At 68.3% G+C, this 16303-nt stretch carries 15 protein-coding genes, 1 other RNA gene and 1 pseudogene; 15 read left to right on the forward strand and 2 right to left on the reverse strand.

Annotation, left to right across the window (positions count from 1 at the left end; translation table 11 throughout):
• Positions 1 to 20 precede the first annotated feature (20 nt).
• Both ASG69_RS14540 and ASG69_RS14545 read right to left on the reverse strand, forming a co-directional pair.
• Positions 21 to 1439, reverse strand: coding sequence for an acyl-CoA dehydrogenase family protein (locus ASG69_RS14540; RefSeq protein ID WP_056447865.1), 1419 nt, complete (start codon positions 1437 to 1439; stop codon positions 21 to 23).
• A gap of 39 nt (positions 1440 to 1478) precedes the next feature.
• Complete coding sequence (locus tag ASG69_RS14545; RefSeq protein ID WP_056447868.1) at positions 1479 to 2303, reverse strand: inositol monophosphatase family protein; 825 nt, start codon at positions 2301 to 2303, stop codon at positions 1479 to 1481.
• Positions 2304 to 2360: 57 nt separating this feature from the next.
• On the opposite strand from ASG69_RS14545, the gene prfB reads away from it, so the two are divergent.
• The 15 genes and pseudogenes from prfB to ASG69_RS14610 all read left to right on the forward strand — a co-directional run bounded on the left by prfB (position 2361) and on the right by ASG69_RS14610 (position 16300).
• The gene (gene prfB, locus ASG69_RS14550) at positions 2361 to 3476 is read left to right on the forward strand and encodes a peptide chain release factor 2 (RefSeq protein WP_027506816.1); all 1116 of its coding nucleotides are present in this window, start codon (positions 2361 to 2363) and stop codon (positions 3474 to 3476) included.
• A gap of 66 nt (positions 3477 to 3542) precedes the next feature.
• Positions 3543 to 4367 carry a mechanosensitive ion channel family protein gene (locus ASG69_RS14555; protein WP_081821432.1) on the forward strand — a complete coding sequence of 275 codons (825 nt, stop codon included), beginning with the start codon at positions 3543 to 3545 and terminating at the stop codon, positions 4365 to 4367.
• Positions 4364 to 4816 (forward strand): hypothetical protein, encoded by a 453-nt coding sequence (locus tag ASG69_RS14560; RefSeq protein WP_056447871.1) that lies wholly within the window; start codon positions 4364 to 4366, stop codon positions 4814 to 4816. The genes ASG69_RS14555 and ASG69_RS14560 overlap by 4 nt, the downstream gene beginning before the upstream one ends.
• Positions 4817 to 4869: 53 nt before the next feature.
• Positions 4870 to 5559, forward strand: a complete 690-nt coding sequence (gene ftsE, locus ASG69_RS14565) for a cell division ATP-binding protein FtsE (RefSeq protein WP_027506813.1) — start codon at positions 4870 to 4872, stop codon at positions 5557 to 5559.
• 69 nt (positions 5560 to 5628) lie between these two features.
• Positions 5629 to 6534 (forward strand): permease-like cell division protein FtsX, encoded by a 906-nt coding sequence (ftsX, locus tag ASG69_RS14570; protein ID WP_027506812.1) that lies wholly within the window; start codon positions 5629 to 5631, stop codon positions 6532 to 6534.
• An 87-nt stretch (positions 6535 to 6621) separates the two neighbouring features.
• Positions 6622 to 7095, forward strand: coding sequence for an SsrA-binding protein SmpB (gene smpB, locus ASG69_RS14575; RefSeq protein WP_027506811.1), 474 nt, complete (start codon positions 6622 to 6624; stop codon positions 7093 to 7095).
• Positions 7092 to 7961, forward strand: a complete 870-nt coding sequence (locus ASG69_RS14580) for a DMT family transporter (RefSeq protein WP_156380536.1) — start codon at positions 7092 to 7094, stop codon at positions 7959 to 7961. Before smpB ends, ASG69_RS14580 begins: the two co-directional genes overlap by 4 nt.
• Before the next feature lie 69 nt (positions 7962 to 8030).
• Positions 8031 to 9548, forward strand: coding sequence for an SDR family oxidoreductase (locus tag ASG69_RS14585; RefSeq protein WP_051613594.1), 1518 nt, complete (start codon positions 8031 to 8033; stop codon positions 9546 to 9548).
• 62 nt (positions 9549 to 9610) lie between these two features.
• Positions 9611 to 9981, forward strand: a transfer-messenger RNA (tmRNA) gene (gene ssrA / locus ASG69_RS22200).
• Between the two features lie 122 nt (positions 9982 to 10103).
• The gene (locus tag ASG69_RS14590) at positions 10104 to 10760 is read left to right on the forward strand and encodes an alpha/beta hydrolase (protein WP_056447877.1); all 657 of its coding nucleotides are present in this window, start codon (positions 10104 to 10106) and stop codon (positions 10758 to 10760) included.
• A gap of 59 nt (positions 10761 to 10819) precedes the next feature.
• Positions 10820 to 12118, forward strand: a complete 1299-nt coding sequence (locus ASG69_RS14595) for an NAD(P)/FAD-dependent oxidoreductase (RefSeq protein ID WP_056447880.1) — start codon at positions 10820 to 10822, stop codon at positions 12116 to 12118.
• Positions 12119 to 12159: 41 nt separating this feature from the next.
• Positions 12160 to 12786 (forward strand): annotated as a pseudogene (locus tag ASG69_RS22870) (DUF1365 domain-containing protein); the annotation flags it as partial.
• 156 nt (positions 12787 to 12942) lie between these two features.
• Positions 12943 to 14217 carry an SAM-dependent methyltransferase gene (locus tag ASG69_RS22875; protein WP_056448067.1) on the forward strand — a complete coding sequence of 425 codons (1275 nt, stop codon included), beginning with the start codon at positions 12943 to 12945 and terminating at the stop codon, positions 14215 to 14217.
• Positions 14214 to 15509 (forward strand): SAM-dependent methyltransferase, encoded by a 1296-nt coding sequence (locus ASG69_RS14605; protein ID WP_056447883.1) that lies wholly within the window; start codon positions 14214 to 14216, stop codon positions 15507 to 15509. Before ASG69_RS22875 ends, ASG69_RS14605 begins: the two co-directional genes overlap by 4 nt.
• Positions 15506 to 16300 carry a DUF1295 domain-containing protein gene (locus tag ASG69_RS14610; RefSeq protein WP_056447886.1) on the forward strand — a complete coding sequence of 265 codons (795 nt, stop codon included), beginning with the start codon at positions 15506 to 15508 and terminating at the stop codon, positions 16298 to 16300. Before ASG69_RS14605 ends, ASG69_RS14610 begins: the two co-directional genes overlap by 4 nt.
• Positions 16301 to 16303: the final 3 nt, after the last annotated feature.

The following is a 16303-nucleotide window of genomic DNA, read 5'->3' on the forward strand; positions in this document are numbered from 1 at the left end:
TCGAAAGGTGGGGTGTCGGATCAGATCAGGACGATGCCCTCGGCAACGCCGACGGCGCGGAGATCGCGGTACCAGCGCTCGACCGGGTGCTCCTTGGTGAAACCGTGTCCGCCGAGAAGCTGGACACCGTCGAGGCCGATCTGCATGCCCTTGTCCGTCGCGAGTCGACGGGCGAGCGAGGCCTCGCGTGCGAAGGACAGTCCCTGCTCCGCACGGGACGCACCACGCTGGATGACCAGGCGCAGACCGTCGAGCTCGATCGCGATGTTGGCCACCATGAAGGCGACGGCCTGACGGTTGCTGATCGGCTCGCCGAACGCGGTGCGGTCGTTGACGTAGGGGACCACGTAGTCCAGGACGGCCTTCGACGTGCCGGCGGCCATGGACGCCCAGCCGAGACGCGCGAGCCGGATGGCGTCGGTGTAGTCGGACACGTGGGCGTCCGCGTCGCCGTCGCCCAGCAGGTTGGCCTCGGGTACGGCGACGCCGTCGAGATGCAGTCGGCCGATGCCCGCTGCACGCAGACCCATGCTGGGGTCCGCCTCGACACTCAACCCGGCGCTGTCCGACTCGACGATGAAGAGAGCGGGACGGCCGTCGAGTTCGGCGGCGATGATGAAGAGCTCGCAGGCGGCGGCCGACGGCACGAGGCTCTTGACGCCCGTGAGCTTGTAGCCGCTGGGGGAGCGGACCGCCTTGGTCTGCAGCGCGAACGGGTCGAAGAGCGCGCGCGGCTCGTTCACGACGAGAGCCGCACTGGGCACCTTCTCACCCGTGAAGGACGGCAGGTACGTCTTCTGCTGAGTCTCGGTGCCCCACTGCGTGAGCGCCACCGCCACGCCGCTGGGGGCGAGGATCGGCAGGGCGAGGCCCATGTCTCCGTACGCGAGCGCCTCGGCGACGAGGGCGTTGGTGACGGCGCCGCGCTCACTGGCCGCGCCCTCGAGGTTCTCGGGGACGTTGATGAGGGTGATGCCCAGTTCGGCGGCGCGAGCGACGAGGTCGTCCGGCGATGCCGCGGCCTCGTCGGCGTCGTGCGCTGCCGGGCGCATGATCTCCTCGGCGAACTCGAGCACCGTCTCGACGATCATCTTCTGCTCGTCGTCGGGAGTCAGGTCGAAGTAGTCGAGTCCCTTGGTGGAGGACTCGGGCAGACGCTCGGGCTTGCCTCCGCCGGACACCTTGGAGAAGGTCCGGGTGGCGGCACCGAGCGTCTTGAAGCCGGTCTTCGTGCTCTCGTACGTGACACGGTCGATCGTCTGGCGCAGGTTGTACTTCTCGGCCAGGTCGGAGCCGGAGAGCTTGGTGAGCACGCGCATCGCGGTTCCGATGGCGTCGCGTCGGATCGGGTTGAGCCCGACCGCTGACGTGTCGCGCACCGGGCGCCGAGACGCATCGGTCTTGGTCGTGGGGGCGCTGTCGTTCTTCGTCATGATCACCCAGCTGTTCTCGGTGTTCGGTCGTGGACGGGACCTATCTTACTCGTCGGTAAGTTCGGTGTCTACCGTCGAGTAAGGTCGGCGCGTCAGGCGCCCGAGGACGGCGTCGTGCAGAAGCGCGTTCGACGCCACCGCACTGCCTCCGTGCGGCCCCGCCGCACCGTCGAGAGCGGTGAAACGGCCGCCCGCCTCCCGTACCAGCACGTCGAGCGGAGCCAGGTCCCACAGTGATACTTCGGGCTCGGCGGCCACATCGATCGATCCCTCGGCGACCAGGCAGTACGAGAGGAAGTCGCCGTAGCCGCGGACGCGCCACACCTCGTCGGTCAGATCCAGGAAGTTCTCTCGCAGACCGGCGTCCCTCCACCCGCTGAGGCTGGAGAATCCCAGGCTCGCCGAGGACGGAGACGCCACCGACGACACCGACAACCGTCGCGGCTCGCCGGCTTCGAAGCGTGCGAACGCTCCCAGCCCGTCGGCCGCCCACCATCGCCGCGCGAGAGCGGGAGCGCTGACCACTCCCACGACCGGCACGCCGTCGGAGAGCAGCGCGACCAGCGTCGCCCAGATCGGCACACCGCGGACGAAGCTCTTGGTGCCGTCGATGGGATCGAGCACCCACTGACGCCCGGAGAGGACGGCGTCGCCGCCGAACTCCTCGCCCAACACCGCATCGCCCGGTCGGACCTCGCCGAGCAGCCGCCGGATCTCGGTCTCGACGGCCAGATCCGCGTCCGAGACGGGTGTGAGATCCGGCTTGTCCTCGATGCGCAGGTCCACGGCCAGGAATCGCGCCGTGGTGATGGCGTCGGCCGCGTCCGCGAGACGGAGGGCGAGGGTGAGATCGTCGGCGAGGTCGGTCACGGCACAGGACGTTACTGCGGTGCGGGCCCGTCGGTCGTTGCCGGTAACCTCGGGCGCGTGCATCCTGACGTATCCGCTGACATCGCCGAACTCGACACCACCCTCAAGACCGTGGAGTCGGTGCTCGACATCGAGGAACTCCGTCGCCGGATCGACGAGCTCGAACACCAGGCTGCCGACCCCGAGCTGTGGAACGACCAGGACCACGCCCAGCAGGTGACCAGCGCGTTGTCGCACGCGCAGACCGAGTTGCGGCGGGTCGAGGCGCTGCGCCAGCGGCTCGACGATCTTCCGGTGCTGTACGAGCTCGCCGAGGCGGAAGAGGGCGAGGCCGCCGCCGAGGCGCTCGCGGAGGCGGACGCCGAGCGCGTCTCCCTGCACACCGACGTCGAGCTGCTCGAGGTGCGGACCCTGCTGTCGGGTGAGTACGACAAGCGTGACGCGCTGGTCAACATCCGGTCCGGCGCCGGCGGGATCGACGCCGCGGACTGGGCCGAGATGCTGATGCGCATGTACATCCGCTGGGCCGAGAAGCACGGATACGGCGTGGAGGTCTACGACACCTCGTACGCCGAGGAGGCCGGCATCAAGAGCGCCACCTTCGCGGTGAAGGCGCCCTACAGTTACGGAACTCTGTCGATCGAGCAGGGCACGCATCGTCTCGTGCGCATCAGCCCCTTCGACAACCAGGGTCGCCGCCAGACGTCCTTCGCCGAGGTCGAGGTGCTGCCGGTCGTCGAGACCACCGATCACATCGAGATCCCCGAGAACGACATCCGTGTCGACGTGTACCGCTCGTCGGGACCGGGTGGTCAGTCCGTCAACACCACCGACTCCGCCGTGCGGCTCACCCACATTCCGACCGGCATCGTCGTCACCTGCCAGAACGAGAAGTCGCAGCTGCAGAACAAGGTGTCCGCCATGCGCGTGCTGCAGGCCAAGCTGCTCGAGGTCAAGCGCAAGGAGGAGCGCGCCGAGATGGATGCCCTCAAGGGCGACGGCGGCAGCTCCTGGGGTAACCAGATGCGCTCGTACGTCCTGCACCCGTACCAGATGGTGAAGGATCTGCGGACCGAGTACGAGGTCAACAACCCGTCCTCGGTGCTCGACGGTGACATCGACGGGTTCATCGAGTCGGGCATCCGCTGGCGTATGCGTGCAGAGCAGGAGTAACAGGTGAGCGCCTTCTGGCCACTGCCTCCCGATTTCGTCTTCTGGCTCCAGAACAACTTCCTCGAGATGATCCTGTGGATCCTCGGCGGCATGCTCGCAGCGCGGGCGGTGGGGTGGGCCGGCGGCAAGATCACCGGTCGCATCGACCGGACCTACCAGCAGACCGACGCGCTCGTGCGCACCGAGGCAGCGAAACACCGCCACTCGGTGGCGCAGGTCGTCACCTGGGTGGTCGTGGCACTCATCTACGTGCTGGTCGCCATCCGGGTCCTGCAGCGCCTCGGCTTCCCGATCACCAGCCTCGTGGCTCCGGCGACCGTGCTCGGTGCCGCGCTCGGTTTCGGTGCCCAGCGCATCGTCCAGGACATCCTGTCCGGGTTCTTCATCATCACCGAGCGTCAGTACGGGTACGGCGACGTGGTCCAGCTCGCGATCACCGGCACCGCGGGCGACGCGATCGGCACCGTCGAGGACGTGACACTGCGCGTCACGCGGGTGCGGTCGGCCGAGGGCGAGGTGATCACCGTGCCCAACGGGCAGATCGTCAAGGCGGTCAACCTGTCGAAGGACTGGGCGCGCGCTGTCATCGACGTGCCGGTGCCGCCGTCCGCGGATCTCTCGCGCGTCACCGAGCTGCTGAAGTCGGTGGGCGAGGAGGCCTACCGCGACGGTCGGCTCACCGAGTTGCTGCTCGACGAGCCCACCGTCATGGGTGTCGAGAGCATCGAGGTGGACCAGGTCAACCTGCGCCTCGTCGCCCGCACCCTGCCGGGCAAGCAGTTCGAGGTGGGACGTGAGCTCCGCGCGCGCATCGCTCTGACACTGCGCAACGACGGCATCACCGTCTCGCCCGAACTCTCCGCCGACCGTCCCGTGGGAGGCGAACAGTGACCTCGAACGAACCCGAGAGCTCGGCGACCGAGCACCCGGACGCTCCGCGATCGACGTTCCGCCCCGGGTGGATGTCGCGCATACCGGCGCGCATCCTCGGCCGTTTCCGCACGACCACCGTGGTGATGGTGCTCGCCTTCCTGGCAGTACTGGTGCTGTGGAACAACGTGCGCTTCGACCCGACCCTCAACGAGAACTCGCCGGTGTACGTCCCGCCCGCGCCGTCGTCGTCCGAGGCGCCGCCCCCGGCGGAGACCTACGCCCCGACGACCACCACGTTCCGGTCGACCACGACGCCCGTGCCGACCACGACTGATCCGGCCTCGCCGCAGGACGGTGTCACGACGACCGCGCCGGCGCCCACGACCACCACCGGCACGACGACGCGAGCGCCCGGGTTCCAGCTGCCGACCATCCCCGGTCTGCCGTTGCCGAGCGGAACGAACTGACCCGCGCGTCGCTGTAGCGGCACCGTCGGGACGCGCGGCTACACTGGCGACCCGTGATCAGCGTGGAGAACGTCTCGAAGTCCTACAAGTCCTCGACTCGACCCGCGCTGGACAAGGTGTCGGTGAAGGTGGAGAAGGGCGAGTTCGTCTTCCTCATCGGGCCGTCGGGCTCGGGCAAGTCGACCTTCATGCGCCTGCTCCTGCGCGAGGAGATGCCGACCTCGGGCGACATCACGGTGGCGGACTTCCACGTGAACAAGCTCGCCGGGCGGCGCGTGCCTAAGCTGCGGCAGAGCATGGGATGCGTCTTCCAGGACTTCCGCCTGCTGCAGAACAAGTCGGTGTCGGAGAACGTCGCGTTCGCCCTCGAGGTGATCGGCAAGCCGCGCGGGGTGATCGAGCGGACGGTGCCGGAGGTGCTCGAGCTGGTCGGCCTGTCCGGCAAGGCGGATCGTCTGCCGTCCGAGCTGTCCGGCGGCGAGCAACAGCGAGTCGCCGTGGCCCGCGCCTTCGTGAACCGGCCGCTCGTGCTGCTCGCGGACGAGCCCACCGGCAACCTGGACCCCGACACCAGCCAGGACATCATGTTGCTGCTCGAGCGCATCAACCGCACGGGCACCACCATCCTCATGGCCACTCACGACAACCACATCGTCGACTCGATGCGTCGCCGCGTCGTCGAGCTCGACAACGGCCGGGTGGTCCGCGACGAGGCACGAGGGGTGTACGGCGTGGGTCGTTAGATCCCGCTCTCGGCTCCGTCCTCTGCTCGCGCCTCGGCGCAACGACCTCTCGAAGAAAGTGTGTGAACCGTGCGCGCTAGTTTCCTTCTCGGCGAAGTTCTCACCGGACTGCGCCGCAACATCACGATGACCATCGCGATGGTGCTGACCACCGCCATCTCCCTCGGTCTGTTCGGTGGTGGCCTGCTGGTCGTGCAGATGGCGGGGAAGACGCAGCAGATCTTCCTGGATCGCGTCGAGGTCCAGATCTTCCTGACCGACGACATCTCGACCACCGACCCGGACTGCACCTCGGGCATCTGCGCCGGCCTCCGCACGGACCTCGAATCGACGCCGTCCGTGGTGTCGGTGCAGTACCTCAACCGGGAGGACGCCGTCGCCGACGCCACCGATCGCGTCTTCAAGGATCAGCCGGAGCTGGCGTCCCTGGTGTCACCCGAGAGCTTCCCCGCGTCGTTCAAGGTGAAGCTCAGCGATCCCGAGCGGTTCGGCGTGATCAACGACGAGTTCGGGGCGCGGCCGGGTGTGCAGAGCGTGCTCAACCAACGCGAACTGGTCGACCGGCTGTTCAGCGTCCTCGCGGGCGTCCGCAACGCCGCGTTCGCGGTGGCTGTGGTCCAGGCCGTCGCGGCGGTCCTGCTGATCGCCAACATGGTGCAGATCGCCGCGTTCACCCGTCGGACCGAGGTGGGCATCATGCGCCTGGTCGGCGCCACGCGGTGGTACACGCAGCTGCCCTTCCTGCTCGAGGCCATCGCGGCATCGCTCGTGGGTGCGGTGCTCGCCATCGCCGGACTGTTCACCGCCAAGGCGGCGTTCATCGACTCGGTGCTGGACGACCTGTACCAGGCCAACATCCTGGCTCGGGTGACGACCAGCGACGTCCTGTTGGTCTCGCCGATCCTGCTTCTGGTCGGCGTCGGCATGGCCACGATCACCTCCTACATCACCCTGCGCCTGTACGTCCGGCAGTAGCGCACCCGGCACCCGGAACAAACGGGTGGACGGAGTCCTTATGGTTGTCAGAAGTCACGCCCACCCGCGCCCGAAGGAGTTCCAGCTGTGAAGGAGAAAGGTCGCAAGGCGATTGCGACCAATCGCAAAGCGCGACACAACTACACGATCCTCGACGTCTACGAGGCCGGAGTCGCCCTCGTCGGCACCGAGGTCAAGAGCCTGCGTGACGGGAAGGCGTCGCTGGCCGATGCCTTCGCCACCGTCGACGACGGCGAGGTGTGGCTGCGCGGCCTGCACATTCCCGAGTACATGGCGGGAAGCTGGACCAACCACGCGCCGCGGCGCAACCGCAAGCTCCTGCTGCACAAGCGGGAGATCGAGGTCCTCATCGGCAAGACGCGTGAGGGCAACATGACGCTGGTACCGCTCTCCATGTACTTCAACGAGGGCAAGGTGAAGGTCGAGCTGGCCCTGGCGAAGGGCAAGCAGGACTACGACAAGCGTCAGGACCTGGCTCGCCGAACGGCGGAACGCGAGGTCACCCGTGAACTCGGTCGTCGCATAAAGGGAATGCGCTGACCGCGATCGTCCTCGCGCTGATCGCGGCGCTCGGGTACGGCGTCAGCGACTTCGTCGGAGGAGTCGCGTCCCGACGCGTCGCCGCGCTGCGCGTGGTGATCGTCTCGTACCCGGTCTCGGTACTCGTCGTGGCGGCGGTGATGCCGTTCGTCGGAGGCACTCTCACCGCGTCGTCCGTGGTGTGGGGTGCGTTGTCCGGACTGGCCGGCGGTGTCGCCGTGTGGTGGTTCTACCTGGCACTCGCCGCCGGGCCGATGGCCGTCGTGTCGCCGATCACGGCCGTTCTGGTGGCCGGTGTACCGGTCGGCGTCGGGCTCGTCCTGGGCGAGCGACCCGGCGTCCTGGCATACATCGGCATCGCGCTGGCGCTGGTGGCTGTGCTCATGGTCAGCAAGGAATCACCCGACGACGCCGCAGGTGACGTGGCCGGCGGACGGACTCTGCGATTCACGCCCCGGGTGGCATGGCTGACCGTCGGTTCCGGTCTGGCATTCGCGTTGACGTTCATCTTTCTCGACCGGGCCGGGGAGGACGACGCGGGTCTGTGGCCGTTGCTGGCAAACCGGGTCACCGCCACCGCCCTGGTGTGGGGGGTCGCCCTCGGCACCGGCATGTTCTCGTTCCCCCGTGGCGGCGTTCTGAAGCTGGCCGCCTGGATCGCTCTTCTGGACGTCGCCGCCAACGCCGCGTTGCTCTATGCCTTCCAGGGTGGGCTGCTGTCCCTCGTCAGCGTGATCGCCTCGCTGTATCCCGCCGCGACCGTGCTGCTGGCCATGGTGATGCTGGGGGAGCGGGTGGCCAAGGTGCAGATCGTCGGCATGGTCATCGCCCTGGGCGCGGTCGGGCTGATCACCGCGGGTGCCTGACCACCTGGCGGTGGTCGCGCTCCGGGTGGGCGCCACACTCGAGGTGCTCCTCTGCTACGAATGGAGTGCATGAACACCGAAGCAGGCGCCCGTGTCGTGGTCACCGGAGCGACGGGCTACATCGGCGGTCGACTCGCCCCGCGACTGACGGAGGCCGGCTACCGGGTTCGCGTCCTCGCCCGGTCGCCTCAGAAGCTTCGCGACGTGCCGTGGGCTGCGGACGTCGAGGTGGTGCAGGGCGATCTGAGTGATCGCGAGTCGCTGGACGACGCGTTCCGGGACGTCGACGTCGTCTACTACCTCGTCCACTCCATGGGGGGATCCGACCACTTCGCCGAGGCGGAGCGTCGGAGTGCGGAGAACGTGGCCGAAGCGGCGAAGGCCGCCGGAGTGCAGCGCATCGTGTATCTCGGCGGCCTCCACCCGGTGACCGGCGCGTTGTCCCCGCACCTCGAATCGCGTGCCGAGGTGGGCCGGATCCTCATCGAGTCCGGCGTCTTCACCGTGGTGCTGCAGGCGGGTGTCGTCATCGGCTCCGGATCCGCGTCGTTCGAGATGATCCGGCACCTCACCAATCGACTGCCCGTCATGACGACCCCCAAGTGGGTGCACAACCAGATCCAGCCGATCGCCGTCCGCGACGTGCTGCACTACCTCATCGAGTCGGCGACCGCTCCGTTCGAGACTTCCCGTACCTGGGACATCGGTGGGCCGGACGTCCTGCAGTACGGCGAGATGATGAACGAGTACGCGAGTGTGGCGGGTCTGCGCAAGCGTCGCATGCTGGTGTTGCCGGTGCTGACTCCCCGACTCGCCGGTCACTGGATCGGGTTGGTCACGCCGATCCCACGCGGACTGGCCATGCCCCTCATCGAGTCACTGCAGTACGACGCCATCGCCCACGAACAGGACATCGACACGGTCGTCCCTCCGCCGGAGGGTGGATTGACCACATTCGCCGATTCCGTGCACCTCGCGCTGCGGCGCATCGAGGACGGGGAGGTGGAGACCACGTGGTCCAACGCGACCGATGCCGGCGCCCCCTCCGATCCGCTGCCGTCGGACCCGGACTGGGCCGGCGAGGTGGTGTACGTCGACGAACGTGCGCAGGACTGCAACGCGCCACCGGAACTGCTGTGGGACGTCGTCGAGGGCATCGGTGGTGAGAACGGGTGGTACTCGTTCCCCGCTGCCTGGGTCATCCGCGGCTGGATGGACAAGATCGTCGGGGGCGTGGGACTCAAGCGCGGCCGTCGGGATCCACGTCGGTTGGTCAACGGCGAGGCGCTCGACTGGTGGCGCGTCGAGGAGATCGAGCGCGGGTCGCTGCTGCGTCTGCGCGCCGAGATGAAGGCGCCGGGCGGTGCCTGGCTGGAACTGCGCGTCCTTCCGCGCGACGGCGGGACCCGCTCCCGCTACGAGCAGCGCGCGATCTTCTTCCCGCGGGGGCTGGGCGGACGGCTGTACTGGTTCGCCATCATGCCGTTCCACGGTGTGATCTTCCGCGGAATGCTCGAGAACATCACGGGCAAGGCCGAACGCGCGGCCGACACCGGTGACAAACGGGATGAAACCCGCGTCGGATGACGTTAGACTGACGTGTCCACCGGGAAGACCGGTGGAACGAGACTTCGCCACAGCGGAGGAAAGGGGCTGAACGGTTTCGACTGTGTGCGTCTAGTCAGGGGAAGCGTGCCGGTGCAGGCGAGAGACCACCGCAAGCGTCATCGCAAAAATATAAGCGCCGATTCCAATCAGCGCGACTACGCACTCGCTGCCTAAGTAGCGACTGCGTGTCTGTCAGTCCGATCTTGCCCTCGGGTCGGGTACTGGCATCAGCTAGAGGGCTCACCTGGTCACTCGGTCACGGAGTGATGTGGGACATCAAACAGTGGCTGGGATCGTCATCCAGGCTTGTCTGCGAGATCTGGAGATCCGAGTAGAGGCTCAGCAGACTGCGCACGGAGAAGCCCTGGCAAACCGACACAGGACCCGGGTTCGATTCCCGGCAGCTCCACCGAACGGCCGGACACCATCAGGTGTCCGGCCGTCGTCGTGTCACCCCCCTGACGTCCGGCAGTGAGGGCGCGACGTTCGCCACTGCCAGGCATCCAGCGGCCGGAGCGCCCCGAATCAAGAACCATGAGTGTTGACGACGTCGCGGCCCCGACTCTGCACGGGCTCCGGTCCGGGCCCGCAGACTCCGCGGTGCTGGTTCTGCACGGCGGCAAGGTGACCAGCCACGACCGTGCCCGTCCGTGGCAGCTGTCGGCCCTGCGCATGGTCCCCCTCACGCGCATGCTCCGGCGCGCGACGGGGCCATCGGTCGCGGTGACCCAGTTGCAGTACCGGTACCGCGGCTGGAACGGCGCCGACCGCAGTCCCGTCGCGGACGCGTGGTGGGCGTGCGAGCAGATCCGCGACACGTACGGACCGGGGACTCCCATCACCGTGCTCGGTCACTCCATGGGCGGTCGCACGGCAGCAGCGATCGCGGGGCACCCCGACGTCGTGGCTCTCGTCGCGCTGGCGCCGTGGTGGCCCGATGGCAGGGAGACCGACACCCTGCGCGCCGATCAGCGCCTGTTGGTCCTGCACGGCACCGTCGACCGGTGGACCGACCCCGTCGCGTCCCGCGCCGCGACCGAACGCGCCGCCGCGCGCGGTGTCGACGCCTCGTTCGTTCCGATGGCGGGAGCGGGTCACTTCATGCTTCGATCACCGCGGACATGGTCGCGGCGGGTACGGGAGTTCGTCGTCGACCAATCGCGCGAGGTGTCGTCTACGAAACCCGAGTGACACTGCGAGCGGTCCGACGCACAGCGGCCGGCCGATCGCATCACGTAGGGAGAAGACACATGGCTCACGATGCTCACACCGACCGGCGCATCGCCGTGGTCGGCGCCGGCGTCGCCGGCCTCACGGCAGCGTACGTGCTGTCGAAGACTGCTCGCGTCACGCTGTACGAGGCCGACGGCCGTCTCGGCGGTCACGCGGACACCCACGTCGTGTCCACCCCGCAGGGTGATCTGCCCGTGGACACGGGCTTCATCGTCCACAACGACCGGACATACCCGACACTGCAGCGACTGTTTCGCGAATTGGACATTCCGACACAGCAATCGGACATGAGCATGTCGATCCGCTGCGACGGATGCGGGCTCGAGTACTCGGGTGGGCAGGGCCTCTCCGGGCTGATCCCCGGCCCCGGCAGTGTGGTCCGCGGTCGCTACCTGCGGATGCTGCTCGAGGTCACCCGCTTCCACCGTGTCGCCCGTGCGCTGCTCGCGTCCGACGACGATGATGCGACGGTCGCCGATGTGCTTGCCCGGCACGAGTTCTCGCAGTACTTCGAATCGCACTTCATGACGCCCCTCGTGTCCGCCGTGTGGTCGTGCGAGCCGTCACGGGCCCTGGACTACCCGGCCCGGTACCTCTTCTCGTTCCTCGAACATCACGGGATGCTCGGCGTCGGCGGTTCGCCGACCTGGCGCACCGTGACCGGTGGATCCGCGCGCTACGTCGAGCGTGTCGCCGAGACGATCGCCGAGATCCGTTCGGGCACACCGGTGGCCGCCATCCGTCGGGGCGACCGGTCGGTCGAGATCGAGGACGCCTCCGGGCACACGGAGACGGTCGATGCCGTCGTCGTCGCGACGCATCCCCAGCAGGCGCTGAAGATGCTCGCCGAGCCCACCTCGACGGAGCACCTCGTTCTCGGTGCCATGCCGTACTCGCCCAACGTGGCTCGGCTCCACACCGACGAGAGCGTGCTCCCGCGTCTGCGGCGTGCCCGCGCCTCGTGGAACTACCGCATGCCGGCGTGCGATGCGGCGCCGGGCGGAGTGGTGGTCACCTATGACATGTCACGGCTGCAGCGGCTGCCCGACACCGGCTCCCGGTACCTCGTGACATTGGGCGACGAGGACGATCCCACGGCCGAGGGTGCCGCACTCGACCCGTCCGCCGTGCTCGAGACGATGCGGTACGAGCATCCCCTCTACACGTCCGAGTCGGTCGCCGCGCAGGCGCGACTCGGCGAGCTCGACACCGACCTGGTCGCTTTCGCGGGCGCCTACCACGGGTGGGGCTTCCACGAGGACGGTGCGGCCTCGGGCCTGCGCGCGGCGGAACGTCTGGGCGGGGTCTGGGCATGACCGCCGTCGACACCCGCGCCGCTGCCGGTACTCGCACCGCCATGATCTACGAGACCTCCATCAGGCACGTGCGGCGCGAGCCGATCGAGAACGAGTTCACGTATCGCAGCTACTCGTGGTTCGTCGACATCGACGCACTCCCGTCGCTGCCCGGCCCGCTCGCGCCGTTCGCGAAGATCGACGCCGCCGACCACGTGGGCGATCCGTCGGCGACGCTGCGGGCCAACCTCGACGACTTCCTCCGGGCACACGGCCGGGTACCCGTCGCGGGGCGGATCACGATGCTGACCAACGCTCGTGTTCTCGGGTACGTCTTCAACCCCCTGACGGTCTACTGGCTGCACGATGGCGCCGACCGCGTCGAGCACGTGGTCGCCGAGGTGCACAACACCTACGGCGAACGTCACCGCTACCTGCTGGACACGGACGCGCGCGGGGCGGCGCGCACGCCCAAGGAGTTCTACGTCTCGCCGTTCAACGACGTCAGCGGGGAGTATGCGATGCGGCTCCCGGAGCCCGATGGCTCCCTCGCCCTGTCGATCACGCTGCTCCGGGACGGGCACCCCCCGTTCGTCGCGGTCATGTCCGGCAACGGACGCCCCGCGACGACGGGCCGCGTCCTGGGCGTTCTCGCACGAGCCCCCCTCGCCCCGCACGTGGTCACCGCGCGCATCCGGCGTCAGGGGATCGGGTTGTGGGCGCGTGGACTCCGCACGGTTCCGCGTCCGCCGGTGCGCGGCGACGTACCCGCCGTGGTGGACCGGCACGGTCCGCTCTCCACTCCGCTCGGCTCGGCAGTACCCCCTCGATCAGAAGGCACCAGGATGACTCAGTACGCCGTGGCATCGACCGTCGACGCCGAACGTTGGCCCTCCATCGCGACGGCGCCGGTCACCGTCAAGGCGCGCCTCGCCGCGCCCGTCGCCGACGCTCTCTTCCGCAGGGCGGCAGAACATCTCGCGATCCGGGTCGAGATGCCGAACGGCGTCGTCATCGGAGGTGGCGCGAACGATCCCACCGCCCCGGTGATGACGATCCACCGCCCACGCGACTTCGCGGCGCGCGTGGGGGAGAGTGGGCTCATCGGATTCGGTGAGGCCTACATGGCCGGCGACTGGGACGCGCCCGACCTCACGGCGGCACTCGGTGTCTTCGCCGAACGCATGGCGACCCTCATCCCGAAGTGGTTGCAACGCCTGCGCGGCCTGTACATCCCCAAGCAGCCGGTCTCCGAGACCAACACCACGAGCAACACGCGCTCGAACATCTCGCGCCACTACGACCTGTCGAACGAGATGTTCGAACTGTTCCTGGACGAGACCATGACCTACTCGAGTGCGCTGTTCCCGTCGCTGACCCCGCAGCCCGGATGGGACGACATCGCCGCCGCGCAGCGGTCCAAGATCGATCGACTGCTCGATCGCGCGGGGGTGACCGCGGGAACACGCGTTCTGGAGATCGGCACGGGCTGGGGCGAACTCGCCATCCGCGCCGCCGAACGCGGTGCCACGGTGCGGTCGGTGACCCTGTCCACCGAGCAACTGGAACTCGCGTGCAAGCGCATCGACGCCGCCGGCCACGCCGACCGGGTCCAGGTCGATCTCCTGGACTACCGGCTGGTCGACGGCGAGTACGACGCGATCGTGTCCGTCGAGATGATCGAGGCCGTGGGACACCAGTACTGGGGCGAGTACTTCCGCACCATCGACTCGTTGCTCGCCCCCGGAGGCAAGGTGGCGATCCAGGCCATCACGATGCCGCACGAGCGCATGCTGGCCACGCGCAACACGTACACGTGGGTACACAAGTACATCTTCCCCGGCGGGTTCCTCCCGTCGATCCGCGCGATCGAGAGCATCACCGAGAAGGAGACGACGCTGCGCGTGCGAGAGCGTCTGTCCATCGGCGACCACTACGCCCGCACCCTGCGCCTGTGGGACGAGCGCTTCCACGCGCACGCCGAGGAGGCCCGGATGCTGGGCTTCGACGACGTGTTCGCCCGCATGTGGCACTTCTACCTCTGCTATTCCGAGGCCGGTTTCGGCTCCGGCTACATCGATGTCCAGCAGATCCTGCTCGAACGAAGGAGCGACCGATGACCGGCACCCCCACCGTGGCCGCACGGCTCGAAGACCTGATCGCCCCCTTCGTCGGCGGCGCGCTGCCGGTGCACCTGACTGCGTGGGACGGCTCGACCGCCGGCCCCACCGACGCGCCGAAGGTGACGCTGTACAGCCCGAACGTCCTGCGACGGTTGCTGTGGAGCCCGGGGGAACTGGGTGCTGCTCAGGCGTACGTCACCGGTGAACTCGACGTGGAAGGTGACCTCGACGAGGCGCTGACGCACGTGTGGGACGTGGTGCGCACCCGTCGGCTGACGGCCGTGCGGCCCAGCCCGAAGGCGATCGTCGAGCTCATCCGCACCGCGGCGTCGCTCGGTGTCGTCGGGGTGAAGCAGGCCCGCCCTCTTCCCGCCCCCGCCTCGCAGGCGGTCATCAAGGGTCGGCTGCACTCGCTGGTGCGCGATCGCGCGGCGATCAGCCACCACTACGACCTGTCGAACGAGTTCTACGAGATGGTGCTCGACCCGCAGATGGCGTACTCGAGCGGCTACTGGACGTCGGACTCGCCCGACTACGGCCTCGAGGACGCGCAGCGCGACAAGCTCGACCTCGTGTGCCGCAAGATCGGCCTCGGCCGCCCCGGAATGCGGTTCCTCGACGTCGGGTGCGGATGGGGGTCGCTGAGCCTGCACGCGGCGGAACATTTCGACGCGCAGGTCGTCGGCGTCACCATCTCCCGCGAGCAGAAGGCCTTCATCGACAAGCGCATCGCGGACCGCGGCCTGCGGGACCGGGTGGAGATCCGCATCCAGGACTACCGAGAGGTGCCCGACGGCCCCTTCGACGCCGTCGCGTCCATCGAGATGGGCGAGCACGTCGGCGAGAAGAACTATCCGATCTACGCGAAGGCGCTGCACGACAACGTGGTGCCCGGCGGCCGGGTGCTGGTGCAGCAGATGTCGCGCAAGGCGGGGGACAACCCTGGCGGCGGTGCCTTCATCGAGTCGTTCATCGCCCCCGACATGTACATGCGGCCCGTGGGCGCGACGGTCGCCATGATCGAGGAGTCGGGTCTCGAGGTCCGCGACGTGCACGCCCTGCGCGAGCACTACGTCCGCACCGTCGACGCCTGGTACGCGACCTTCGAGAGCCGCTGGGACGATCTGGTCGCACTCGTCGGAGACGAGGTGGCGCGGGTGTGGCGTCTGTACCTCGTGGGCGGCGGAATGGCGTTCCGCGACGGCCGGATGGGTGTCGACCAGATCCTGTCCGTCCGCCCCGACGACCGCGGCGTGTCCTCGATGCCGCTGGTCCGGACACACGGATGACGGACTTCTCCTGGTCCGATCTGGCCGTCGTGTCGGCGTTCTCCCTGCTGGCGGTGGCGGTTGTCCTCACCGTCACCGCGGTCGTCGGCTTCCGTATCGGTCGGCACAACGTGGTCGACGTGAGCTGGGGGGCAGGCTTCGTCGCGGTGGCGATCGCCGCGGCACTGGCCGGGTCCGGCGACGGGTGGCGGCGAGTGCTGATGCTGGTGCTCGTCGGAGCCTGGGGCACCCGTCTCGCGGTCTCGATGTTCCGCCGCTCACGGGGCAAGGGCGAGGACCCGCGGTACGAGAAGATGCTGTCGAACGCGCCGGGCAGCCCCGCTGTGTACGCGATCCGCAAGATCTATCTCACGCAGGGTGTCGCGCTGTGGTTCGTGTCGCTGCCGGTGCAGGTCGCCGCCGTGTCCGACGGATCGTTCGGCGTCGTCTCTGCGGTGGGCGTCGCTCTGTGGGTCCTGGGCATCGTCTTCGAGACGGTGGGGGATCGTCAGATGGACGCCTTCAAGGCGGACGCGTCCCGCAAGGGCACCATCATGGACCGGGGCTTGTGGCGGTACACGCGCCACCCCAACTACTTCGGTGATGCCTGTGTCTGGTGGGGCATCTTCCTGGTCTCCGCGGCGCACTGGCCCGGTGTGCTGACCGTCCTCTCGCCGGTTGCCATGACGTACTTCCTCGTGTTCGCGACGGGTGCGCGGCTGCTCGAGCAGCACATGGCGGAGCGGCCCGGATATCGCGAGTACCAGCAGCGCACCAGCTACTTCGTTCCGCTCCCGCCCCGCAAGGCCTGAGCG

This window comes from Rhodococcus sp. Leaf225 (assembly GCF_001426145.1).
Lineage (GTDB): Bacteria > Actinomycetota > Actinomycetes > Mycobacteriales > Mycobacteriaceae > Rhodococcoides.